20 protein-coding genes are annotated in these 24,426 nt (G+C 70.8%); 11 read left to right on the top strand and 9 right to left on the bottom strand.

The genetic code is table 11. The features are described 5' to 3' along the window. The first annotated feature begins 50 nt into the window (after positions 1–50). Complete coding sequence (locus KZ820_RS06100; RefSeq protein ID WP_219747680.1) at positions 51–845, top strand: FCD domain-containing protein; 795 nt, start codon at positions 51–53, stop codon at positions 843–845. A gap of 42 nt (positions 846–887) precedes the next feature. Here the strand turns inward: KZ820_RS06100 and KZ820_RS06095 are convergent, their stop codons facing one another. Next, positions 888–2,483 carry an L-lactate permease gene (locus tag KZ820_RS06095; protein WP_219747679.1) on the bottom strand — a complete coding sequence of 532 codons (1,596 nt, stop codon included), beginning with the start codon at positions 2,481–2,483 and terminating at the stop codon, positions 888–890. A gap of 236 nt (positions 2,484–2,719) precedes the next feature. On the opposite strand from KZ820_RS06095, the gene KZ820_RS06090 reads away from it, so the two are divergent. From KZ820_RS06090 to otnI, 3 genes are read left to right on the top strand one after another with little or no spacing between them, the layout of a single operon-like run. Continuing rightward, entirely contained in the window at positions 2,720–4,945 is a 2,226-nt protein-coding gene (locus KZ820_RS06090) for an alpha-amylase family protein (RefSeq protein WP_258047752.1), read from the top strand. Next, positions 4,942–6,231, top strand: coding sequence for a glycerate kinase type-2 family protein (locus KZ820_RS06085; protein WP_219748176.1), 1,290 nt, complete (start codon positions 4,942–4,944; stop codon positions 6,229–6,231). The genes KZ820_RS06090 and KZ820_RS06085 overlap by 4 nt, the downstream gene beginning before the upstream one ends. After that, a complete protein-coding gene (otnI, locus tag KZ820_RS06080) occupies positions 6,228–7,034 on the top strand; it encodes a 2-oxo-tetronate isomerase (protein WP_219747677.1) in 807 nt (268 codons plus the stop codon). Before KZ820_RS06085 ends, otnI begins: the two co-directional genes overlap by 4 nt. Before the next feature lie 247 nt (positions 7,035–7,281). On the opposite strand, the gene KZ820_RS06075 is transcribed toward otnI, so the two are convergent. Next, complete coding sequence (locus KZ820_RS06075) at positions 7,282–8,175, bottom strand: LysR family transcriptional regulator (RefSeq protein WP_219747676.1); 894 nt, start codon at positions 8,173–8,175, stop codon at positions 7,282–7,284. A gap of 93 nt (positions 8,176–8,268) precedes the next feature. Here KZ820_RS06075 and KZ820_RS06070 point away from each other — a divergent pair, with 93 nt between their 5' ends. Then, the gene (locus KZ820_RS06070) at positions 8,269–9,138 is read left to right on the top strand and encodes an alpha/beta fold hydrolase (RefSeq protein ID WP_219747675.1); all 870 of its coding nucleotides are present in this window, start codon (positions 8,269–8,271) and stop codon (positions 9,136–9,138) included. Between the two features lie 263 nt (positions 9,139–9,401). Then, entirely contained in the window at positions 9,402–11,519 is a 2,118-nt protein-coding gene (locus tag KZ820_RS06065; RefSeq protein ID WP_219747674.1) for an outer membrane protein assembly factor BamB family protein, read from the top strand. 139 nt (positions 11,520–11,658) lie between these two features. On the opposite strand, the gene KZ820_RS06060 is transcribed toward KZ820_RS06065, so the two are convergent. From KZ820_RS06060 to KZ820_RS06040, 5 genes are all read right to left on the bottom strand, one after another. Next, positions 11,659–12,408 (bottom strand): sulfite exporter TauE/SafE family protein, encoded by a 750-nt coding sequence (locus tag KZ820_RS06060; RefSeq protein ID WP_219747673.1) that lies wholly within the window; start codon positions 12,406–12,408, stop codon positions 11,659–11,661. Between the two features lie 201 nt (positions 12,409–12,609). Further along, entirely contained in the window at positions 12,610–13,995 is a 1,386-nt protein-coding gene (locus tag KZ820_RS06055) for a serine hydrolase domain-containing protein (protein WP_219747672.1), read from the bottom strand. Between the two features lie 182 nt (positions 13,996–14,177). Further along, on the bottom strand, positions 14,178–14,702 hold the full coding sequence (locus tag KZ820_RS06050; RefSeq protein ID WP_258047751.1) for a hypothetical protein: 525 nt from the start codon (positions 14,700–14,702) through the stop codon (positions 14,178–14,180). Positions 14,703–14,829: 127 nt separating this feature from the next. Then, a complete protein-coding gene (locus KZ820_RS06045) occupies positions 14,830–15,474 on the bottom strand; it encodes a hypothetical protein (protein ID WP_258047750.1) in 645 nt (214 codons plus the stop codon). Next, positions 15,471–15,743 (bottom strand): PadR family transcriptional regulator, encoded by a 273-nt coding sequence (locus tag KZ820_RS06040; protein WP_219747671.1) that lies wholly within the window; start codon positions 15,741–15,743, stop codon positions 15,471–15,473. The genes KZ820_RS06045 and KZ820_RS06040 overlap by 4 nt, the downstream gene beginning before the upstream one ends. 807 nt (positions 15,744–16,550) lie before the next feature. Here KZ820_RS06040 and KZ820_RS06035 point away from each other — a divergent pair. The 3 genes from KZ820_RS06035 to KZ820_RS06025 are packed head-to-tail and all read left to right on the top strand — an operon-like array spanning position 16,551 to position 20,320. Continuing rightward, complete coding sequence (locus KZ820_RS06035) at positions 16,551–17,519, top strand: lysylphosphatidylglycerol synthase domain-containing protein (RefSeq protein WP_219747670.1); 969 nt, start codon at positions 16,551–16,553, stop codon at positions 17,517–17,519. Beyond that, complete coding sequence (locus KZ820_RS06030; protein WP_219747669.1) at positions 17,516–18,361, top strand: undecaprenyl-diphosphate phosphatase; 846 nt, start codon at positions 17,516–17,518, stop codon at positions 18,359–18,361. The genes KZ820_RS06035 and KZ820_RS06030 overlap by 4 nt, the downstream gene beginning before the upstream one ends. A gap of 51 nt (positions 18,362–18,412) precedes the next feature. Further along, positions 18,413–20,320: a BCCT family transporter gene (locus KZ820_RS06025; RefSeq protein WP_219747668.1), complete on the top strand. Its 1,908-nt coding sequence runs from the start codon at positions 18,413–18,415 to the stop codon at positions 20,318–20,320. A 33-nt stretch (positions 20,321–20,353) separates the two neighbouring features. On the opposite strand, the gene KZ820_RS06020 is transcribed toward KZ820_RS06025, so the two are convergent. Next, the gene (locus tag KZ820_RS06020; protein WP_258047749.1) at positions 20,354–21,055 is read right to left on the bottom strand and encodes a hypothetical protein; all 702 of its coding nucleotides are present in this window, start codon (positions 21,053–21,055) and stop codon (positions 20,354–20,356) included. Continuing rightward, complete coding sequence (locus KZ820_RS06015; protein ID WP_219747667.1) at positions 21,052–22,257, bottom strand: glycosyltransferase family 4 protein; 1,206 nt, start codon at positions 22,255–22,257, stop codon at positions 21,052–21,054. The genes KZ820_RS06020 and KZ820_RS06015 overlap by 4 nt, the downstream gene beginning before the upstream one ends. Positions 22,258–22,356: 99 nt before the next feature. Between KZ820_RS06015 and KZ820_RS06010 the strand changes: the two genes are divergently transcribed. Together KZ820_RS06010 and KZ820_RS22130 are read left to right on the top strand one after the other, a co-directional pair. Further along, positions 22,357–23,034 carry a response regulator transcription factor gene (locus tag KZ820_RS06010; protein ID WP_219747666.1) on the top strand — a complete coding sequence of 226 codons (678 nt, stop codon included), beginning with the start codon at positions 22,357–22,359 and terminating at the stop codon, positions 23,032–23,034. Then, positions 23,031–24,386: a sensor histidine kinase gene (locus KZ820_RS22130; protein WP_219747665.1), complete on the top strand. Its 1,356-nt coding sequence runs from the start codon at positions 23,031–23,033 to the stop codon at positions 24,384–24,386. Before KZ820_RS06010 ends, KZ820_RS22130 begins: the two co-directional genes overlap by 4 nt. Positions 24,387–24,426: the final 40 nt, after the last annotated feature.

Below are 24,426 nucleotides of genomic sequence, written 5' to 3'. Positions count from 1 at the left end.
GCACGCCTCGCGCGGCGCTATATTCCTGCCATGCTGCCAGGCTCTTCCCGATGAACGCGCCCTCGCTCCGCCCCGCCAAGCTGGCCGACGCGATCGCCGAGCATGTCCAGCAGATGATCCTGGAAGGGGCGTTGCGCCCGGGCGAGCGGCTGCTGTCGGAGCGCGAGCTCTCCGCCAAGCTGGACGTATCGCGCCCCTCGCTGCGCGAGGCGCTGGACAAGCTGATCGCCGCCGGCCTGCTCACCACCAACGCGCAGGGCGTCGCATACGTCAGCGACCAGATCGGCAAGAGCCTGCGCGACCCGCTGATCCAGCTGATGGACACGCCCGAGGCGCGGCTCGACTGTCTCGAGCTGCGCGCCGAGATGGAGGCCGCTGCCGCCGCCTTCGCGGCCGAGCGCGCCTCCCCGGTCGACCGCGAGGCGATCACGCGCTGCTTCGCCGCGATGGTGGCGGCGCACGAGGCGCAGGACGTCGACGAGATCGCGCGCACCGACGCCGAGTTCCACTTCGCCATCTACGAAGCGAGCCACAATCTGATGATGCTGCACTTCATGCGCAGCATCGAGGGCATCCTGCGCTCGAACGTCTATCTCAACCGCAAGAACCTCTACGAGCATCGGCGCGAGAAGGACTCGCAGCTGCGCGAGCATCAGGCGATCTACGACGCGATCATGGCGGGCGAGATCGAGGCGGCGCGCGCCGCGGCGCGGCTTCACATGACCACCGCGATGCGGACCCAGCGCGAGATCCAGGAGGCGGAACGCCGGCTGGAAGCGAGCATCCGGCGGCTCGCCCGCGGCGACATCGTCGCGCCGCGGCGGCGCGGCGCGGCGGAGGTCTAGCGCCGAAGCGGTGCGCCGCCGATCCGCGGCACCGCCGTGCCGTCAGCCCGGGATCAAGCCCGGCAGCAGGTGCTGCTGCACCATCACGATCACGCCGAGCAGCAGCGTCAGCGCCACGCTGTGCTTGAAGGTGCGCGCCAGGATCGTCCCCTCGTGGCCGCGGCAGTCGGTGGTGCTGGTGCCGGTGGCGATGTTCTGCGGCGAGATCATCTTGCCGAGCACGCCGCCCGAGGCGTTGGTCGCCGCCATCAGCACCGGATCGAGATCGAGCTGGCGCGCCGCCACCACCTGCAGGTTCCCGAACAGCGCGTTGCCCGACGTGTCGCTGCCCGACAGGAACACCGCGAGCCAGCCGAGGAAGGCCGACAGCAGCGGGAACAGCGGCCCCACCGAGGCGACGCCGACCCCCAGCGTATAGGCCATGCCCGAATAGTTCATCAGATAGGCCAGCCCCACGATCGTCATCGTGGTGGCCAGCGGCAGCCGGATCTGCCGCAGCGTCTGGCGCGCCGCCGCGGCGAGCTGCGCGCGCGTCAGCCGCACCAGTAGCGCGGTGATGATCGTGGCCACCAGGATGGCGGTGCCGGTGGCGAGCGGCTGGAACGACCAAACCGCGGCATAGGCCTTGCCATAGGTGGTGATGAAGATCGCCTCGTGCAGCCCCGGCCAGTCGAGCTTGAACTCGCCCAGCGCGCTCACCTTCAGGTGCACCCACAGGATCACCGTCACCGAGAGCACGATCCACGGCAGCCAGCCCTTCAGCCCGGCACCGGCGGCGGCGGGCAGGTCCTCGGCCGGACGCAGCGCGAAGGCGGGATCGGGCGCGAACCGCCACAGCTTGACGAACACCAGCGTGCAGATCAGCGAGGCGAGCGACGACAGCACGTCGGTCAACGCGTAGCCGAGGAAGTTCGACGAGACGAACTGCATCGTCGCGAACGACCCGCCCGCGACCAGCAGCACCGGCCATACGCCGCGCACCGCGCGCACGCCGCCGTAGACCGCGATGACGTAGAAGGGCAGCAGCAGCGCGATGAGCGGTAGCTGGCGCCCGACCATCGCCCCCAGCGCGACGTCGTGCAGCTGGGTCACCGCGCCGAGCGTGATGATCGGCGATCCCAGCGCGCCGAACGCGACCGGCGCGGTGTTGAACATCAGGGTGAAGACGATCGCCTCCACCGCGGGGAAGCCGAGCGTGACCAGCAGCGCGCTGGTGATCGCGATCGGCGTGCCGAAGCCGGCGACGCCCTCGAGCAGGCAGCCGAAGGAGAAGCCGATGACGATCAGCGCCACGCGACGGTCGTTGGGCAGGTGCCGCACCATCCAGGCGCTGAACGCCGCGAAGCTGCCCGAGGCGACCGCGACATTGTAGAGCAGCAGCGCGTTGAGCACGATCCACATCACCGGCCAGGCGGCGAAGGTGGCGCCGGCGGCGACGCTGTTGAGCGCGAGGCCGGTGGGCAATCGCCACACCATCACCGCGAGCAGCAGCGCGACCGCGAGGCCGGCGAGCGACGCCTGCCACGCCGGGCGTCGCAGCACGCCGAGCAGCAGGAGCACGGTGGCGATCGGCAGCGCGGCGACGAGGAAGGACGGCAGCAGCGCACCCGCCACGGGCGTCACCTGTTGGTGGAACATGTCCTTCTCCCCTCGCTGACCCCGCGCCTGTGGGCGTCGGGCCGATTGGATAGGACAGTGCCACAAGCTGATCAATTGGATAGTTGAGTTAGCCAAAATCATTTACATGATGCGCTTTGTTCGACCCGGCTCCGGTCGCACGAATGTAGCGACGTGCAACATTCTACCCGGCGATTCTTCACCCTTGCGGGCCATGGTAAGAAAGATTAGCCACTATTCCAGATGGGGAGAGGAACATGGACGAGAGCGAAGCCCGGGGTCCGGTGCTGGACCGCCGTGCGGTGATCGGCGGTGCCGCCGCGCTCGGGGTGGCGGCGGCCCCGGCGGCACCCGGGGAGGCGCAGGCTCCCGGCGCCGGGTGGGAATGGGAGCCGATGCGCTGGGTGCAGATCTGCGCGACCGAGGATGATCCCGGCCGCTACGACAAGGCGTTCTGGCTCGACTTCCTGCGCCGCACGCGCACGCAGGGCGTGTGCCTCAGCGCCGGCGGCGTCACCGCTTTCTACCCGACCGAGGTGCCGCACCATTATCGCAGCCCCTTCCTCGGCGGCGGCGACATGTTCGGCGAGCTGGTGCAGGAGGCGAAGGCGATGGACATCCGCGTGCTGGCGCGTGTCGATCCGCACGCGATGCGCGCCGACGTGCTCGCCGCGCAACCCGGCTGGGTCGCGCGCGACGCGAGCGGCCAGCCCAAGCGCCACCCGGCCGACCCGGAACTGTACCTCACCTGCCCCAACGGGCCGGTGACGTTCGAGTGGATGCCGCAGGTGCTGCGCGAGATCGTCTCGCGTTACCCGGTGGACGGGGTGTTCGGCAATCGCTGGGCGGGCAGCGCGGGGATCTGTCACTGCGACGTCTGCACCACGAAGTTCCGCGCCGCGAGCGGTCGCGCCATCCCGGCCGCGCTCACCGACGTCGCCGATCCCGCGGTGCGCGCCTATCTCGTGTGGGACGACGAGGTCCGCTACGCGCAGCTCGACGCCTGGAACAAGACGGTCACCGCCGCCAACCCGCGCGCCTTCTTCACGCCGGGCACCTGGGGTCGGCTCGATCCGCGTCGGCTCCGCCGCACCGCGCGCGCGCTGTTCGCCGATCGCCAGGCGCGCAGCGGCAACGCGCCCGCCTGGCTCAACGGTCGCAGCGCCAAGGAGACCGCCTGCCTGATGCCCGACCGCCCGGTCAGCGGCATCTTCGCGGTGGGTGAGACCGCGACCCCCTATCGCTTCATGGATTCGGTGCAGGCGCCCACCGAGATTCGCGCCTATCTGCACGACGGCCTGGCGCACGGCTTTCGCCCATGGATGACCAAGTTCAAGGCCGAGGTGTTCGACAAGCGCTGGGTGCCCGCGGTCGCCGATTCCTACGCGTGGCACGCGCGCCACGAGGCCTATTTTCGCAACACCGAGAATCTCGCGCGCGTGGCGATGCTGCATTCCGCGCAGACCTCGACCTATTATGTAGCCGAGCCGGTCGGCGGCGGCGCGGGCGGGCCGCAGGACGCTCAGTCGCTCCGCGGCGGATCGGACGACGCGGTCAATGGATTCTACCAGGCGCTGGTCGAGGCGCGCGTGCCCTTCGCTTTCGTCGACGAGCGGCTGCTCGAGCCGGCCGCGATCGACCGCTACCAGGCGATCGTGCTGCCCAACATCGCCGCTCTGTCCGACGCGCAATGCGCCGCGCTGCGCGGCTATGTCGAGCGCGGCGGCGCGCTGGTGGCGACGCACGAGACCTCGCTGTACGACGAATGGGGCAAGCGGCGCGCGAACTTCGGCCTCGCCGACCTGTTCGGCTGCGACTTCGCCGGTCGCGTCGACCAGCGCGTGCCCAACAGCTACCTCAGCGTGCGCGGGCCGCACCCGCTCACCGCGGGTCTGGACGATACGCCGCGCATCATGGGGGGCACCCGGCGGGTCCACGTTCGCGCGCGCGCCGGCGCCGCGCCCGCGCCGTTCACGCTGGTGCCGAGCTACCCCGACCTGCCAATGGAGAAGGTCTATACCGCGACGCGCCAGACCGACACGCCGATGGTGTTCGCGGGCCGATTTGGGAGAGGCCGCGTGGTCTATTTCCCGTTCGATCTCGACCGCACCTTCTGGGAGAATTCGACCGGCGATCACCTCACCCTGCTCGCCAATGCGGTGCGCTGGGCGAGCGACTCTGCGCCGCCGCTGGAGGTGAGCGGGCCCGGACTGCTCGACATCGCCTACTGGCGTCAGCGACGCTCGCTCGCGGCGCATCTCGTCAACCTCACCAACCCGATGGCGATGCGCGGCTATATGCGCGAGGTGCTGCCCGCCGGGCCATATCAGGTGACGCTCCGACTGCCGCCGAGCGCGACGCCCGCGCGGGTGCGGCTGCTCGAGGCCGAGCAGGACGCGCGCTTCCGCCGCGACCGCGACCGTCTGATCGTCGAGGTGCCCCGGGTCGCGCTCCACGAGGTCGTCGCGGTGGACCTGGCGTGAGCGCGGCGTCGCTGCCGCTCGACCGCGGCTGGGACGATGCCGCCGCGCGCGCCGCGCTGCGCCGGCTGTTCGACGTCGCGGTGGCGAGCGCCGATCCCGCGCGGGTGCTGCCACGCCATCTCCCGGCGCCGCCGCTCGGGCGCTGCGTCGTCGTCGGCGCGGGCAAGGCGGCGGCGGCGATGGCCGCGGCGGTCGACGCGGCGTGGGGCGACGTCGATCTCTCGGGCGTGGTCGTCGTACCCTATGGCTATGCGATGCCGGCGGGCCGGATCGCGGTGCGCGAGGCGGCGCATCCGGTCCCCGACGCCGCGAGCGAGGCGGCGGCGCGCGCGGTGCTCGCCGCGGTGGAGGGGCTCGGCGCGGAGGACCTCGCCCTGGTGCTGATCTCCGGCGGCGGCTCGTCGGTGCTGGCGCTGCCCGCGCCGGGTATCACCCTCGCCGACAAGCAGGAAGTGAGCCGCCTGCTGCTCGCCTCGGGGCTCGACATTCGGACGATGAACACGGTGCGGCGTCGACTTTCCGCGATCAAGGGGGGCAAGCTGCTCGCGGCGGCGAGGCCCGCCCGCGTCGTCACCATCGCGATCAGCGACATTCCCGGCGACGACGTCGCCGCCATCGCCTCGGGGCCGTCGGTCCCCGATTCGACCGCGCAGATCGATCTCACCCCGGTGATCGCGCTGCTCGGCGAGCGGTTGCCGCCCGCGGTGGCGGCGCGGCTCGGCTGCGTTCTCCCCGCGCCGCCCGCGACCGAGCCGCCCGACGTGCGGCTGGCGAGCACGCCAGCGGGGATGCTCGCGGCGGCGGCGGCGGCGGCGCGCGACCTCGGGATCGAGCCGGTCGTGCTCGGCGACGATCTGGAGGGCGAGAGCCACGCGCTCGGGCGCGAGATGGCGCGGCTGGCGGCGCGCGCGGTGGCGATCCCGACCGTGCTGCTGTCCGGGGGGGAGACCACCGTGACGCTCAACGGCGGCGATCACGGCCGCGGCGGGCGCAACACCGAGTTCGCGCTCGCGCTCGCCTGCGCGCTCGACGGTGATGCGCGCGTGTGGGCGATCGCGGCGGACACCGACGGCGAGGACGGCGCCAGCCGCGCCGCCGGCGCGCTGGTCGCGCCCGATACGATCGCGCGCGCGGCCACCATGGGGCATGATGCCGCGGCCCGGCTCGCCGGGCATGACAGCGCGACGCTGTTCGATTCGATCGGCGACCTGCTCGTCACCGGCCCGACACGTACCAACGTCAACGATTTCAGGGCAGTGCTGGTGCTGCCGGGAGAGAGTGCATGATCCGTCTCGCCGCCAACCTCTCGATGTTGTTCACCGACCTGCCGTTCCTCGATCGCTTCGCCGCCGCGGCGGATGCGGGCTTCGCGGCGGTGGAGTTCGTCTCGCCCTATGGCGAGAGCGCGGACGACGTCGCCTCGGCGGCAGAGCAGAACGGGCTCGCCGTCGCGCTGTTCAATCTGCCCGCGGGCGACTGGGCCGCGGGCGAGCGCGGCTTCGCCGCCGACCCCGCACGCGCCGACGAGTTCTCGCGCGGCGTGACGCTCGCGCTCGATTATGCGCGCGCGACCGGGTGCACCACGCTCCACGCCATGGCGGGCAAGATCCCCGCCGACGCCGACCGCGCCGAATGGACGCGCGCGCTCGTCGCCGGGCTGAGGGACGCGGCCGATCGCGCCGCCGAGGCGGGGGTGACGCTGGTGCTGGAGCCGATCAACACGCGCGTCGACGTGCCCGGCTATTTCTACGATCGCTCGGACGCGGTGCTAACGGTGATCGACGCCGTCGCGCGCGACAACGTCAAGCTGCTGTTCGATGTCTACCACCTGCAGATCTCGGAGGGTGACGTGGCGCGCTCGATCGAGCGCTTGCTGCCGCGGATCGGCCACATCCAGATCGCCGGCAACCCGGGACGACACGAGCCCGGCACGGGCGAAATCGACTATGTCTGGCTGCTGCCGCACATCGACTCGCTCGGTTACGGCGGCTGGATCGGCTGCGAATATGTCCCCGCGGCGGGCACGCTCGCCGGTCTGGGCTGGGCGCGACCCTATCTAAGGACGGCGAGAACGGCGCCGACAGTGTAGTTGAAGTGCGGCTCGACCGGTAAGCCGAGCGGGGCGGTTGCGCCATCATCGTGTCAGGTGCGAACAACCTGCCGCAATGTCGGAGAAGACGAAGCGTCGCGCGGGCTGGACGTCGAGGATCACGCCTCGTCGGGCATCGTTGCACCTGAGCGTGGCCGGCGATCGGGCGATGCGCCCGCGTCGCCACGTGAGCGACGGCTGAACCGTGGTACGGCCGGCCGCACCGCCGTGACCCTTCCCGCTCGATTCACGCGACGAAAGACCGGCGCAACGCCGGGGTCACGTGATCGATGAAAGCGCGCAGCGCGCCTCGCCGCGCGCGCTCGGGGTGGAAGACGAGCTGTACCGGCGTTGGCGCCGGCTCCGCCTCGGGAAGCAGGCGGACGAGGTGGCCGCGGGCAAGGTGTTCGCCCACCTGGTACGAGCGAACGCGCACGATCCCCTGGCCGCGCAGCGCGGCGTCGATCGCGGCACCGGCGTTGTTGACGCTGAGGCGAGTTCGTACGCTGACCGAGCGGGCCCGGCCGGCCGGCGTCGCGAACGACCATAGCTCCCGATCACCGTCGGCGTTCAGCCCGATGCACGCGTGAGACTCCAGGTCGGCCGGCGTGGCGGGAGCGCCGCGGCGTCCTAGATAGTCAGGGGCGGCGCAGAGCAGCGTTCGTACCTCGCCCAGTCGGACCGCGTGCAACGTCGAATCCGATAGCGGCGCCAGTCGCACCGCGACGTCGACGCCCTCGCCGATCAGGTCTACCAGCCGATTCAACAGCAGCACGCGCGCCGAGACGCCCGGATGTTCGGTCAGGAAGGTCTCGACCACGGGCATCACCTTCAGTCGCCCGAACAATTCGGGGGCGGTGAGCACGATCCGGCCGCTCAGGCCATCGCCGGTCTGGTCCGAGGCGATGCCGCGCAGCTGGGCGAGGACGTCGCGCCATACGGCGAGTTGGCGCTCACCCGATGGAGTGACGTGGAGCCGGCGCGTCGAGCGCAGCAGCAGCGGCTCGCCCGCGAGGCGCTCCAGCATCGCGACCGCGCGGGTTACCGCGGCCGGCGAGCGACCGCAGCGGCGCGCCCCGCCCGCGAGCGAGCCTTCCTCCACTGCTGCCACGCACAAGGCCATCGCATCGAGCCGGTCCATCGTTTCAGATCCTGCAATCGAGATGGTCAAGGATCAAGCATTCCGCTGATCGGCGCAGGTAATATGTTCGGACCGACCGATCAGGAGAGTTCGATGTCGACTGTCTTCTACCGCACCCGACAGGTCGGGGATGTGACCATGTTCTACCGCGAGGCGGGGGCCGCAGATGCGCCCGTCTTGCTGCTGCTCCACGGGTTCCCGACCTCGAGCCACATGTTCCGCGACCTGATCCCGCTGCTGGCGGCGCGCTACCGCGTGATCGCGCCCGACCTGCCCGGCTTCGGGCTGACGCAGGCGCCGGCGCGCGGAGGATATCCTTACAGCTTCGACGCGCTGGCGGAGACCCTCGGGGGCTTCGTCGAGGCGCTCGGGCTTGAGCGCTATGCCCTCTACGTGTTCGACTATGGTGCGCCGATCGGGTTTCGCCTCGCCGTGCGCCATCCGGAGCGCGTCACCGCCATCGTCACCCAGAACGGCAATGCCTATGAGGAGGGGTTCAGCGGCGAATGGGAGCCGTGGCAGGCTTACTGGCGAGATCCGAGTGCGGCGAACCGGGAGGCGTGCCGGGCGTCGCTCGCGGCATCGGCGATCCGCTTCCAGCACGAGCATGGCGCGCCCGACGGCACGGTGGCGCCGGACCATTGGCTGCTCGACGAACATTTCCTGGAGCGGCCGGACGCGATCGAGATCCAGCTCGATCTGATCCTCGATTACCGCTCGAACGTCGCTCGTTACCCTGATTTTCAGGCGTATCTGCGCCGGCATCGACCGCCGCTGCTGGCGACGTGGGGGCGGCATGACGCCTTCTTTCTGCCTGCCGGTGCCGAGGCCTACGCGCGCGACGTGCCGGACGCTGAGATCCACCTGCTCGATGCCGGCCATTTCGCGCTGCACACGCGATGTGCCGAGATCGCAGCACTGATCGACGACTTCCTCGAACGTCGGCTCGGGCCGCAGCGATAGCTGCTGCACGCCATGCCTGAGCGGCCGCTCACGTGCCGCCGAAGCGCTGGTGGGACTCGCCTCGACCGAGCGAGCGGAATGTGCCCCGCTCGGCATAATCCTTGGGAGAGGGGGCCGGTCCTTAGTCGATGCGACCGGCGCACACGGGGTGATGACATGGCGTGGCGCCTCCGCCTACGCTGGATGCACGGTGACGCGTCGCCGAGAAGGGGCCGACAAGGGGAGCGACGATGCGGGCGGGCGGGCGAGGGAGAGCGACGGTTGTGCTCGCGGGCGCGCTGTTTCTGGGGAGCGGGGCGCCGCCGCCGCGCGACGACGCGCCGGCGCCGGCCGCCGCGGACTGGCCCTATTACCACGGCGATCCCGCCGCCACGCATTATTCCGCGCTGGACCAGATCACCGCGCGCAACGTCGCTCGCCTGACGAAGGCGTGGGAATATGACAGCGGCGACGCGTTCGGCGAGGGCGGCTCGCAATCCGACATGCAGGCCAACCCGCTCGTCGTCGACGGCCGCATGTACATCGTCACGCCCAAGGGACGGCTCGTGGCGCTGAACGCCGCGACCGGGCGCGAGCTCTGGGCCTTCGACCCGGCGCCCGCGCCGGTCGCGACACGCCAGCGCCTGCGGGGCGTCTCCTATTGGCGGGACGGCGAGGAACGCCGCATCCTCTTCACCTTCGGTCAGGAGCTGATCTCGGTCGACGTGCTGACCGGGCGCCCCGACGCGCGCTTCGGCCGCGGCGGCCGCGTCGACCTGCGCGAGGGCTTCGGGCGGCCATACGCGCAGCTGACCGTCAACAATGTCACGCCCGGGGCGGTGTTCGAGGACCTGATCATCATGGGCTCGACCGGCCATACGCCGGGCGACGTCCGCGCCTTCGACGTGCGCACCGGCGCGATCCGCTGGACCTTCCACACCATCCCGCACAGCGGCGAGCCCGGCGCCGAGACCTGGCCGCGCGACGCCTGGAAGACCGAGATTGGCGCCAACGCCTGGGCCGGGCTCACCGTCGACGTCGCGCGCGGCCTGGTGTTCCTGCCCGTGGCCTCGAGCGGGATGGGCGACCGCGACTTCTACGGGCCGACGCGCGCGGGCGCCAATCTCTACGCCAACAGCCTGGTCGCGCTCGACGCGCGCACCGGCCGACGGCGCTGGCACTTTCAGAGCGTCCATCACGACCTGTGGGACCGCGACTTCCCGGCGCAGCCGACGCTGGTGACGGTGCGCGGCGTGCCCGCGATCGCGCAGACCACCAAGTCGGGGCTGGTCTATGTGTTCGATCGGCGCGACGGCCGTCCGCTCTATCCGATCGAGGAGCGACCGGTGCCCGCCAGCGACATGCCCGGCGAGCAGGCGTGGCCGACCCAGCCGATGCCGACCGGGATCGCGCCGTTCGCGCGTCAGCGGCTCACACCCGACATCGTGACGCGACGGACGCCGGCAGCGCATGCCGCGGTGACGGCGCAACTCGCCGGGTTGCGTAATCGCGGCCCGTTCGATCCGCCCAGCCTGCAGGGCACGGTGCTGCTGCCCGGCATGGACGGTGGCGCGGAGTGGGGCGGGGCGGCCTATGATCCCGACAGCGGTCTGCTCTACGTCAACGCCAACGAGATGGCCTGGACATTGCGACTGAAGCCGCGCCCGGCGCGCGCGGCGGGCAGCTCGGGTGCGGCGCTGTATGCCAACCATTGCGCGGCCTGTCACGGCGCCGATCGCGCGGGCGATCCGCCGCAGGTGCCCGGCTTGCGCGACGTCGGCGCACGGCTGAGCGCGGCGCAGCTCGGGCGTCAGATCACGCAGGGCGGCGGGCGCATGCCCGGCTTCGCCGGCACGCTGTCGCCGGCGCAGGTGGCGACGCTGGTGCGCGACCTGAGGGGTGATCGGGAGGGTACGGCGCCGCGCGGCAACGAGAGCGACGCCACGCCCGCGGCAGCGCCGGTCTTCGACGAGCCCTATGTGTTCGACGGCTACCATCGCCTGCTCGACCCCGACGGTTATCCCGCGCTGACGCCGCCCTGGGGCACCTTGTCCGCGCTGGACGTCAACACCGGTCGATGGGTGTGGCGCGTGCCCTTCGGCCGCTATCCCGAGCTCGGACCGGCAGAGACGGGGAGCGAGAATTACGGCGGCGCGGTCGTCACGCGCGGCGGGTTGCTGTTCATCGCCGCGACCGTCTACGACCGTCGTTTCCGCGCCTATGACAAGCGCAACGGCCGGTTATTGTGGTCGACCGAGCTGCCCGCCGCGGGGCTCGCGACGCCCGCCACCTATGCGGTCGACGGCCGGCAATATGTCGCGATCGCGGCGGGCGGCGGCAAGGATCGCGGGCGGCGGCCGGGCGGCTCGGTGATCGCCTTCACGCTGCCGCGGCGACGGTGACGCGAGCCTCGGTGCGGCAATAGCGGGAGCGGGCCGCCTGATGACGAGGGCATCTGGTTGGTCGATCCGGTCACTGGCGTGGCGCGCGCGCCTCACCCGCGATGCGCGCGTCACCGCCGTGCGAGCGGCCCGGCCGCCGTCACGCCAGAGCCTCCCATGTCAATGCCGCGCCGACGACGATCATCAGCACGTAGATGGCCGTGAAGAAGCGCTCCGGCGCGATGCGGCGAACCAATGCTACGCCGGCGACCGTGGCAGCGAGCGCTACGGGAAGCAGCAGGAACGACGTCAGGAGGTTGGCCCGCGTGAACTGGCCGAGCGCGAGATAGGCCGGCACCTTGATCCAGTTCACCGCGGCGAAGAAGATCGCGGTCGTGCCCACCAGGCGCTCGCGCGGCAGATCACGGGGAAGCACCCAGAGTTGGAAGGGCGGCTGGCCCGCGTGCGCGATCTGGCTGGTGAAGCCCGAGGCCACGCCGAATAGGGTCCCGAGCCACTCGGGCCAACGCGCGATCTCGCGGGGACGCGGGCGGCGCGCCATCCAGAGCCGGTAGAGGCCGAAGAGGATCGAGATCACGCCGACCGCGGCCATCACCGCCTTGGGCGACACGCTCGCGGCGAAGCCATATCCCAGCGCGATGCCGATCATCGCGCCGGGCAGCATCCAGCCGATGAGGCGCCAGTCGACGCTGCGCCGGAACGCCCACACGCCCACGATGTCCTGCGCGATGAGAAGCGGCAGCGTGATCGCCGCGGCTCGAACCGGATCGATCACCAGCACGAGCAGCGGGAGCGACAACGCCCCCATGCCCGCGAAGCCGCCCTTGGCGAGTCCCAGCAGGATGATGGCGGGTATGGCCAGGGCATAGAAGTGCCAGTCGGTGATCATGGCGTGCCGTTATCCGGTCCGGCGGGTCTAGCCCACAGGCAAGCTCGATAAGGTGAGCGCCGCCGAGGCGCTTGCTCGGCGATCCACCGCCTCCGATGCTCTCTTCCGATGCAACCGCGCGTCCGGTCCGCCCCATCCTCCTATCGCGCCATCGGGTTGTCCGCGCTGTCCCGTCCTGCCGCGATGACCCTCGATGGCATCTTACTTGATGCGCGAGAGCTTCATCGGCGGCGCACCCTCGATCATGGTGCAGCTCTGGAAATCACGGTCGAACTCGACCGTGACACCGAGTGAGTCCGAGCGGAAGCGTGACGGCGAGAGGGCGATCAGCCGCTCGGCCTGCACGCCGCCGACGAGGCGCGCGAACAGGCCGTCCGGTCGAGCCTCGAGATCGACCTTCAGGTCGCCGCCTTCGAAGCGACCGGCGACCCGGGAGAGCTCGGCCGGCGACAACCTCCTCTCCTCGGCCGCCGGCGCGGCGATCTCCGGCCAGCCATAGTCTGTGGCGACCGCGCGGACGATCTCGCCGATCAGGCGATGCCCGTCACCACCGTTGGTCAAAACGACGATGCCGTCGCCGCCCCCCGCATAGGCGATCATGAATGACTCATAGCCCTCGTTGACGCCGTCATGCATGAACCTCGCGCGCGCGCCCCCGTACAGAGCCAGGCCAAGGCCCCAATTGTCCTTGATCGGCGTCATCATCTGCCGTGTCATGGCCGGTGAGAGGCGGTGCCCTCGCCGTCCGGACGCGGAGGCTTGAAGGTCGACGATGACGCGGGCGAGGTCACCGGCACTCGTCCACAGGCCCGCCGGCGCGAGTTCGGGGTAGAGCTTGAAGCCGCCGGGCAGGGGCTTTCCCCCGACCGAGCCGGATGCCATGTCGGCGCGGATCGCGTCGGATGGGGGCATGGCGAACGCACTGCGGCTCATCCCGAGCGGGCCGAGCACCTCCCGGCGCGCCAGTTCCGCGAAGGGCAGGCCGCTCGCGTCCGACAGCGCGAGCTGCGCCACGACATAACCGCCGCCAGAATAGCTGAACTGGCCTCCGGCTGGCAGGACGCTGCGCACCGCCGGCGTGTTGGCGGGCGCAGTGCCGTCGACGATCTCGACGGGCGTGGGCAGCGGCGCGCCGCGTGCGTAGCCGGCGAAGCCATGCACGCCCAGGCCGGCGGTGTGGCTGAGTAGCTGGCGGAGCGTCACCCCGCCGGGCGCGAGCCGCGGATCATGCGGCAGTCGCCAGGATCGCAGCGTATCGTCCACGTCCCGGTCGAGGTCGATCCGGCCCTGCTCGGCCAGGCGGAGCGCGACCATCGCGGTCACCACCTTGCTGATCGACGCTGCCTGGAAGGCGGTCTCGGGCGTGACCGGCGCGCAGCTGACGAGGTCACGCACGCCCCAGCCGCGCGCCCAGGCGATGCGACCGCGGCGGATCACGGCGACGCTGACCCCGGGCACGTCATACTGGCGCAGGCGGTCGGCGATCGTGAACGGTCGGTCGCCGCGCCTGATCACCGGTGGCCGCAGATGACGTTCGACGTAAAGGCTGTGCGCATTGCTCGCGCCGCCCGACGCGCGCGCTGGCATCGCGCATCCCGCCACCTGAGCGCCGGCCGTGCGGGGCAGCGCCAACGCTGCCGGGAGACATAGGCAGGCGCAGATATTCCCCCATCGCGTCGCGTCTCTCCTGTCGTGGTGCGGGATGGCGCCAGAAAGCCAATCGGCCGCGATCGCCGTATTCGTGTCCGTGCTCCGCGGAGCGGGCTGCTTCAGGGCAGACGCCTGTAGTGAAAGCGCCGGATCATCGGGGCGCCGTTCGTCGTGACCGAAGCGGCGCTCTCGGTCATCTCGCCGCCATCGTCGGACACGGTGTAGACGCGGACCGAGCCGGGTCGCCGTTCCTTGGCCAGGTTCATGATCAGCACCCGCGGCGACGGGGAGATAAACGCGGCTTCATCGGCCTCGCTCGTGTCTCCCCCGCCGCGAACCGCCGTGCCATCGCGTCGAAAGTCGACGACCATGTGGCGGACACGGTCATCAGGGTCGGTCACGTCGATCGTGCTGCGCCATTTGCCTGCGCCGATGTCCGCGAACCCGTAGGTGACCCGCTTGGGCGCGGCGCCGTAATCGTCCGGCAGGCGACGCAGGTCGAGCTCCCAACGCCCGAGGAACGGTGACGACGAGTCGTCCGCCGGGGAAGCACTTCCTGCCTGCGCGCAGGCAGGACTGGTCGCGATCCCCAACGGGATCGCCACCAGCAAGATCGCCGCGCGGCGACCGGGACGAGAAGACATCGTAGCTCTCCTGTTCGACGTTGAGGGGATCCGATGCGGCGGCGGGGATCGGGCGCGCCGGGTCGCCCTCGGGCCGCTCGCCCGAGCAAGTGACTTCAAAAGATCCCGGCGCCCGCCAGGTCGGATATCAGCCGGTCCGTTCGACGTCGCTTGTCGGCCAGAGCGATCGGTGGCGCCGCGCGACGATAACGATGAGGGCGAGTTCGATCCCGACCACCAGGCCTTGCAGCAGCACTTGGCGACTATCGAGGAAGAGGACGCCCATGAAGACGATGAGCGCGATCGTCGCGGCCAGCGTACGGAGCGCCCAATCCAGCGCGGCGGACCAGTCCTGCTCCACCAGCACCCAGGCGAGCCTGAGATGCGCGAGCCCCGTCATGAGCTGCAACAGCACGAGCGAAGGGACGGCGCTGAGATAGATGCCGCTCAGCAAGGCCTCATGTGCATCGCCGACCAGCATGGCGCCGGCGAGGCCGCGCTGGCCGGGATAGAGGTACGGTAGTCCGAGCACCGCACAGCCGATCTGCAACGCCGCCATCGGCAGCATGAGGAGCAAGGCCAAAGCATAGAGACCAGGCACGAAGCGACCGCGTGCATGCGACAGGCGATCCCGCCAGGCCGCGACCAGGCAACCCGACGCGAAGGACAGCGCGCCGCCCTCCACTGCTGCGACGTCGAACTCCGCCCGCATCGCCAGCGCCCAGCTGCGGCGCTCCGCGCTGACAATCGCCAGCGCGAGCGCCATGACTGCGTGCGGGAAGGTCTTCGTCATGCCAGTGCCTCCCTGCCTGACAGCACGTCGCTGGATCCGGCGAGCTGCAATGCCAACGCGATCCCTGATGCCGTCAGCCGATAGGCGTGCCGCGGCGGGCGCCCGACCTTCGCGGGCTCGCGCCACTCCGCCTCGACCAGCCCGCCGTCGGTCATGCGCATCAGGAGCGGGTAGAGCGTCCCCGAAGACAGCCCGGTCTGCTTGAGCAGATCGTAGCCATGTCGCCACTCGAGGCGTTGTTCGAGCAGCACGGCGAGAACGAGACGCATCTGTCGAGAGGGTTGCCTGTTCCGCGCCATGACCCATAGCAACATATGTAGACTTAAGAGTCAACGGGGTGCTGTGCGGCCTCGATCGGGTTTTCTGTCCCGGTTAGCCTGCGAAAGTCGGAGCATCGTGCACGGGACGCAGTCGCGCCGTCCGACAGCACCCATTAGCACGATCAAGACGTGAGGCGGCGCGATCGCGCGTTGTTGATACCGTTCTGCGAGGCAACGCTGGGTCACAGAGGTGGGGCGACCTCGGCCCTCTCAGACAAACTTTGTCACCCCTGAGCTAATCGTGAGCCGTACGTCGGATATAGATGTTCGATCGCGTCGAAACCCCGTGTGCGCTGAGGGAGAGAAGCTGATGACGGTACGAGGGCTCTCTGTGTGGGTCGCGGTGGCGGGCGGCCTCCTGGCGATCCTCGTCGCGGTCGAACGACCGCATTGGTTCGGGCTTGAGGCGGCGGCGTCGGGCATCGACGGTCGCTCATCGCGGACAGCGACCGGTGAGACTGGCCGGACCGCACCGTGGAAAATAGACCGGCAGCGTTCGTTGGAGCATTGAAGCGCGCATCGTCCATCAGGTGTGAGCGACGCATGTCGATGCCAGCGCGCGCCACCTGTGCTCGGGCCGCTCGTTCCGTCTAAGCGGCTATTCTGATCCGCCTCCGTCAGTCGCTGCAGTAAGGTTCGTGTAAGCGCGCGCCGTCAGAAAGGTCTCGACCACCGCGCCGGCCCCGCCGCGCCCCGGACCCGACCGCCGAGAGCGGCACGTCGGTACGCGGCGTGAGACGCCGAGACAGAGTTCACGTGATTCGTCCCTTGATCGTGGCGGCCCTGACGGTCGCAGTGCTGGCCGTCGCTGGCCTCGCACTGCGCGAGATCCTCGCGGGCACCGATTGGGACGAGGTGCGGGCGGCGCTGCACGCGATGCCCACGCCGGCGCTCGCCGCGGCGCTGGCGTTGAGCGCGGCCAGCTATGTCGTGCTAACCGGCTATGACGTGCTGTCGCTGCGCCTGCTCGGCCGGTGCGTTCCCTATCCGATCGCCGCGATCGCATCCTTCACCAGCTACATTTTCAGCCACAATCTCGGCTTCGCGGTGCTGACCGGCGGGAGTGCACGCTATCGCATCTATCGACGACACGGACTCTCCGCCGCAGAGGTCGGGCAGATCATGGTCACCGCGGGCGTCACCTTCTGGCTCGGCGCACTCCTGCTGCTCGGTGCCATGCTACTGATCGTGCCGACGGTGCCGGCGGTCGCTGGCTGGGTCCCGTCTCCCGCGTTACAGAGCCTGGCGGCGGTGCTGATCCTCGCGCTGCTCGGCGGCTATGTCCTGCTGCTCGCGCGGCGCGATGGCGCTCCGCTGCGGCTGTTCGGCTGGCGGCTCCCGCTACCCGGCTGGCGCGTGGCGCTGCTCCAGCTCGCGCTCGGCGTGACGGACCTGCTGATCGCGTCGGGCGCGCTCTTCGTGCTGCTGCCCGCCCCGGGCATGGAGCTCTACCAGTCGGTGCTGGTGAGCTATCTGGTCGCGATCATCGCCAGCCTGGTCGTACACGCGCCCGGTGGGCTGGGCGTGTTCGAGGCGATCATGTTGGTGGCGCTGCCGCAGGTCGATCGGGCCGCGCTGCTCGCCGCGCTGCTGATCTTCCGCCTCGTCTATTATCTCATCCCGCTCGCGATCGGCCTGCTGCTCTTCCTCAGCCTAGAGGCCGCGGCGCTGCGCCGCCCGCGCGCGCATCGATCCTGCGATCGGGGAAGGACCGATCGCGCATGATCACCACCGACGGCGCGCGCTGGTTGGAGGCCGCCTTTCTCGGCCTGGTGCAGGGACTGACCGAGTTCCTGCCGGTCTCGTCCAGCGCGCACGTGCGCATCGCCGGCGCGCTGCTCCCCTCGGGCGGTGACCCCGGCGCGGCCTTCACCGCGATCACGCAGATCGGGACCGAGGCCGCGGTGCTGCTCTACTTCCGCCGCGACATCTGGCGGATCGCGGTGGCGTGGTGCGGCGCGCTGGCACGACCGCGCGCGGCATCGTCGCCCGACGCGCGGCTCGGCTGGCTGATCCTGCTCGGCACGCTGCCGATCGCGCTGCTCGGGCTCGCGCTCAAGCATCAGATCGAGGGCAATCTGCGCGACCTGCACGTGACCGCGACCATGCTCATCGGCTTCGGACTGGTGCTCGGACTGGCCGACCGCTTGGGCGCGCGCCGCCGGTCGCTCGAGCGGCTCGGCTGGCGCCACGGTCTGTTGCTCGGCCTCGCCCAGGCGCTCGCGCTGGTGCCCGGCGTGTCGCGCTCGGGCGGCACCATCAGCGCGGCGCTGCTGCTCGGCTACACGCGCGAGGCGGCGGCGCGCTATTCCTTCCTGCTCGCGATCCCGGCGGTGCTCGCCTCGGGCGTGTTCGAGCTGGCCGACAGCTGGGGCAAGGCGAACCCGATCGACGCCGGGCCGACGCTGCTCGCGACCGTTATCGCGTTCATCGTCGGCTATGGCGTGATCGTCGCCTTCCTCCGCCTGCTTCGGACCCGCAGCTTCCTGCCGTTCGTCGTGTACCGGCTCGCCGTCGGCGCGACCGTGCTGGCGCTGCTGGCGAGCGGCACTATCGCGGCGCGCTGAGGCGGGTGGGGCCCGGTCGTCATCGATCGCGATCTAGGTTAAAGCGCCGGGATGACAGCCCGCCATATCAATCCCCGCGTCTTCTGGGGCGCGTCCGCGATCATCGCCGCGCTGCTCCTCACCACCATCGCGGTGCCGGGCAGTGCCGATCACGCCTTCAAGGCCGCGCAGGCCTGGGCGATCGATACGTTCGGCTGGTTCTACATCGCCGCGGTGGCGTTCTTCCTCGTCGTCGTCGTCCTGCTCGGTTTCGGTCCCGCGGGCAGGCTGAAGCTCGGCCCCGACGACGCCGAGCCCGATTTCCCCTATGTGTCCTGGCTGGCGATGCTGTTCGCCGCGGGCATGGGCATCGGCCTGATGTATTTCGCGGTCGCCGAGCCGATCCAGCATTACATCTCGCCGCCGGAGGCCGAGAGCGGGACGATCGGCGCCGCGCGCGAGGCGATGGCGATCACCTTCCACCATTACGGCGTCCACGCCTGGGCGATCTACGCGCTGGTCGGTCTCAGCCTGGCCTATTTCTCTTACCGCAAGGACTTGCCGCTGACGCTCCGGTCGGGGCTGTCGCCGCTACTGGGCAGGCGCATCGACGGGCCGCTAGGCGACGCGATCGACATCTTCGCGGTGTGCGGCACGGTGTTCGGCATCGCCACCTCGCTCGGCTTCGGTGTCTCGCAGATGACCGCCGGGCTGGCTTATAACTACGGCGTGGCCGACGGCGTGAGCACCAAGATCGCGATCATCGTCGTGGTCATGGGCGCGGCGACGCTGTCGGTGCTGAGCGGCGCGGACCGCGGCATCCGCCGTCTGTCCGAGCTGAACCTGGCCATGGCCGTGCTGCTGATGCTGTTCGTTCTGGCGCTCGGGCCGACGCTGTTCCTGCTGCGCGCGCTGGTGCAGAACTTCGGCCTCTACCTCGACCATCTCGTGATGCGCACCTTCACGCTCTACGCCTATGAGCCGCGCGCGTGGATGGCGGACTGGACGCTGTTCTACTGGGCGTGGTGGATCGCCTGGTCGCCGTTCGTCGGCATGTTCATCGCGCGCATCTCGCGCGGACGCACGATCCGCGAGTTCGTCATCGGCGTGCTGTTCGTGCCGACCGCCTTCACCTTCCTGTGGATGACAGTCTTCGGCAACACCGCGATCGCGCTCGACCTCGGCGTCGCACACGGCGGCATCGCGCGCGCGGTCCAGGCCGATCTCTCGACCGCGCTGTTCAAATTCCTGGAGTATCTGCCCGCGGCGGGGTTCACCTCGACGCTGGCGATCGCGCTGGTGGCGGTCTTCTTCGTCACCTCGGCGGACTCGGGGGCGCTGGTGATCGATACGCTCGCCTCGGGCGGCGCGGAAGACACGCCGCGGTGGCAGCGGATCTACTGGTGCGTGCTGCTGGGCGTGACCGCGGCGCTTCTGCTGATCGCCGGCGGCCTCGGCGCGCTCCAGGCGGCGACGCTGCTCGCGGCGCTGCCGTTCTGCTTCATCATGCTGATGCTGGCGATCGGGCTGATCCGGCAGACCAACGCCGATCTCGCCGGCATCACGCTCTCCGACGCGGCGCCGGCGGTCGGCGAGCGGCTCAGGCGACTGCTGGTGCCGGCCCGCCGCGACGACATCCTGCGACAGCTGCGCGACACCGGCGAACCCGCGCTCCGATCGGTGTACGAGGCGCTGCGGGAGGAAGGCTGGACCGATAGCGAGCTCGTGCTGACCGAGGACGCGATCGCCTTGTCAGTCGGCGCCGATACCCAGCGCGCCTTCAGTTATCGCCTTACGCCCCGGTCACGGCCGCTCGCCGCCTACACCGCGCTGGAGGCGTCGGAGGCGCGCCGCAGCGTGGCGTGGTTCCTCGCCGCGCAGAGCAGCGTGGGCACGCGTGCGCGCGACCTCACCGATCTCACCGTCGAACAGGTGAAGGCGGACGTCGTCGCTCAGCTCGAACGCTGGCGGCTCGGCTAGTCGGGGCCTCAGCGCGTGCGCGGATCCCGCACGTCACAGGGAGCGGACGAGGCGGATGCCCGCGCGCGGGCGCCAGGCATCGCCCGTCTCGCGCCGGGCCCCCAGCCCGGCCTGCACCTCGAGCCGCGGCGACAGCGCCTGGTGCAGCTGCGGCATGATCAGCGTCGATCGCTCGCGACCCGCGCGCACGTTGATCTCGATTCCAACCGTGGTGTCATCCCCCGCGGCGTAGAAGCTGGTGTGATTGACCAGGAGAGCCCGCTCGGCTGCTCCCGCCGCGCCGACGTCGCCGATCCCGACCATGCTGAGCGTGCTCACGCGTGCGCCGAAGCGATAGCCGATCACGTAGAGCAGCGAGCTCTCCCAGCGGCGATGTTCGCGGTTCCACAGGCCGAGGTACTGGACGCCGTGGATGCCACGGCCGCCGTCGAGCAGGCCGAACGTGCCCTGGACGCCCAGCTTCAGGTCGGTGAGGCGCCGGTTCTCGAACGGCAGCTCCAGCTCCAACGCGAAGCCGTCGGCGACCGCCAGTTCCACCTCGGGCGCCCATCCCACGACCGGCGACGGACCGGAGAGGTCGCGCTGCGCCAGCGTGTTGACCTCGAGCTCGCCGCGTCTGGCGCCGAGCGGGCGGACGAGATCGAACACCATCGGCTCGGCGATATCGGGTGCCTCCTGCGCCGCTGCCGGAGCGCAGGCGAGCAGCGGCACGACGAGCGCGACGGCGCGCCTCATCGGCCATCCCCGCGCTCGGCGAGCAGCTCGTGATAGGTGTCCCAGACCATCGCGCTGGCGCGTTCCCAGCTCCAGCCGGCGCTCGCGACGCGGACGCGGCGGCCGAGCAGACGCCGGCGATCGGGAAACATCGTCAGCCGCGCCAGCGCCTCGGTCGCGCCGGCGAGATCGCCGCGGCGATAGTAGAGACCGTCGTCGCCGAGCAGCGCGCGCGCGCTCGCCACGTCGACGCTGACGATCGGCAGCCCGGCCGCCATCGCCTCCAGCGTGACGTTGCCGAACGCCTCGGTGACGCTGGGATTGAAGAAGATGTCGGCGCTCGCCACCGCGCGGCCGAGTTCGGCGCCGGCCAGGTGACCAGTCGTCACCGCCTGCGGCAGGCGGCGGCGCAGGGCAGCCAACTCGGGTCCGTCGCCGACCACGAGCGGCCGCACCGCGACTCCGGCGGTCGCCAGCGCCTCGATCACCTGAGCGTAATCGGCGACGCCTTTCTCGCGCACCAGCCGCCCGAAGAAGAGTATCGCGCAGGCATCGTCGGCGATGCCGTGCGCGCGGCGCCAGCCCAGATCACGGCGCGCCGGATCGAACTGCGCGCGATCGACGCCGCGGCTCCACAGCCGCGCGCGCGCGCCCGCACCGGCGGCGACGAACTCCTCCAGGATCGGCAGCGTGGGCACCAGCACCCGGTCGCAGCGCGCGTAGAAGCGCTCGAGATGGCGCTCGAGCAGCGGCCGGATCAGACCGGCGCCGTAGAAAGCGGCATAGGTCTCGAAGCGGGTGTGCAGGCTGGCGACCAGCGGCAGGCGCTCGGCCTGCGCGAAGCGCTGCGCGGCGGCGCCAGTCCAATCGGGAGCGGAGACGTGGATAAGATCGGGCGCGAAGCGGCGCAGGTCGGCGCGGACGCCGCGCGGCAGGCCGAGGCCGAGCCGATATTCCCCCCGTCCCGGCAGGCTCACCGAGGGGACGGAGACGAGCGTTCCGGCCGCAGCGAAGGCGGGTTCGCGCGCGGTAGGGGAATAGACCCGCACGTGCGCACCGCGTTGCTCCAGGTCGCCGACCAGGCGATTGAGCGCGCGGTTGGCGCCGTCGCGAACATAATTGTAATTGCCCGAGAACAGCGCGATCCGTGGCGGACGCGTCGAGGCAGGCGCGGGGACAGGAGCGGGAGCGCGGTCGCGCACCCGGGTGACGATGGTGGCCATGGTTGATCTCTTCGGTCGCGGCGCGGGGGCTGCGTCGCTCCGGCGCGGGCTAGGCCGGGCGGCTTACGCCAGCCTTACGGCGGATCGGTGGGGGCGCGCGTGCGGCTGCTGATCGTCGAGGATCATAACGAGCTGGTCGCGCTGCTGCGCCGGCTGCTGGCGGAGGCGGGGTTCGCGAGCGACCATGCCGGCACCGCCGAGGACGCACTGCTGATGCTGGAGCTCGGCAGCTATGCCGGGGTGGTGCTCGACGTCGGCCTGCCCGACGGCGACGGCCGCGAGGTGGCGCGGCAGCTGCGCGCGCGCGGCGACACCATTCCCGTGATCCTGCTCACCGCGCGCGGCAGCGTCGAGGATCGCGTCGCCGGGCTGGCAGCGGGAGGCGACGACTATCTGGTGAAGCCGTTCGCGCCGGAGGAGCTGGTCGCGCGCGTCCAGGCGCTGCTGCGGCGCAGCGGACTGGTGGCCGATCGTCCGATCGCGTGCGGCAATCTGCGCTTCGATCCCGCCACCCGGGAGGTGCGCGTCGCCGGGCGTCCGGCGGTCCTGTTCGCGCGTGAGCTCGCGCTGTTTGAGCTGCTGATCCAGCGGCGCGAGCGCGTCGTCGCCAAGGCGCAGATCGAGGCGCAGCTGTTCGGCATGGAGGAGACGCTCGGCTCGAACGCGCTGGAGGTCTGCGTCCATCGGCTGCGCCGCCGCCTCGCCGAGGCGGGCGCCAGCGCGCAGATCGTGACCGTGCGCGGCGTCGGCTACATGTTGGCCGAGACGGGGGCGTGAGACGCCCGCGGCGCTCGCTGCTCGCGCGCATCCTGTGGTGGCACGCGGCGGCGGTGCTGCTCACCGCGCTGGCGGCATCGGCGAGCGTCTACCTGTTCCTCAACGCCACCGCCGACCGCTTCGAGCGGCAGACGCTGCGGTCGGAGGCGCTGGCTGTGCGCGACCAGGTCGCGGCACGCGCGGCAGGCGCGTCGGCCCCGGCGAGCCCGGGGGACCGTACGCGGCTGGAGGCGGCGGGTCTGGGCTATGCGGTGGTCGATGCGCGCGGCACGGTGGTGCTGGACCGGCTGCCCGCGGCGCTGCGCCCCGCGCTCCGGATCGCGCGCGGGGACGGCGAACGCTATCTGACGCGGCGCTCCCGGCGTGCCTTCTACGCCGCGCTGAGCGTGCCGGTGACGCTCGGCGGCGAGCGCCACTGGATCGTCGCGGTGCAGAACCTCGACCATCCCGCCAACGTCGTCGACGACGTGATCCAGCAGTTCCTCGCTCACGCCGCGCTGGTGGTGCTGCCACTGCTGGTGCTGCTGCTCGGCGTGGACGCGCTGATCGTGCGACGTGCGCTCCGCCCGGTCCGTCGCGCCTCGGCACTGGTGCGCACGGTCGGTCCGGCGCGACCCGACGTGCGGCTCGCCGCGGCCGATCTGCCCGCCGAGGTGCGCCCGCTCGCCGAGGCGGTCAACGACGCGCTCGACCGCTTGACGGAGAGCCTGGACACGCAGCGCGCCTTCACCGCCGACGCCGCGCACGAGCTGCGGACCCCCATCACGCTCGCGCGTATTCGCGCCGAGCAGGTGAGCGATCCCGCGCTCGGCGCCGCGCTCAAGCGCGACCTCGACGCTCTGGGGCAGATCGTCGCGCAGCTATTGGAGATCGCGGAGCTCGACTCGCTCGCGCGCGTGCCAAACGCACCGGTCGACCTCGCCGCTTTGGCCGAGCAGACGGTCGCGGCGATCGCGCCGCTGGCGTACCGGCGCGGTCACGCGATCGCGCTCGACCGGCCGGCAGCTCCCGTCATGGTCTCCGGGCATGCCAGCTTCCTGGCGCGCGCGCTGGGCGCGCTCGTGGAGAATGCGGTTCAGCACACGCCGTCGGGCACGAGCGTCACGGTCGAGGTAAGCTCGGCGGGTGACGTCAGCGTCACCGATGATGGCCCCGGGATCGCGCCGCATCAGCAGGACGCCGTCTTCCAGCGCTTCTGGCGGCGCGAGCGCGGGGCGGGAGGTGGTGCCGGGCTCGGCCTCGCCATCGTGGCGCGGGTCGCGAGCATCCATGGCGGCCACGTCGAGCTGGTGTCCCGCCCCGGGCAGACGCGCTTCCGCTTCGCGATGCCCGAGCCGAACGATTCTCGGTAGAAGGAGCGGGGTGAGTGAGTCAGAACGACGGCGCTCCCCG

The organism is Sphingomonas citri, from assembly GCF_019429485.1.
GTDB lineage: Bacteria > Pseudomonadota > Alphaproteobacteria > Sphingomonadales > Sphingomonadaceae > Sphingomonas > Sphingomonas citri.
The sequence above is the reverse complement of the archived record's forward strand: the minus strand, read 5'-3'. Positions and strand labels throughout refer to the sequence as shown.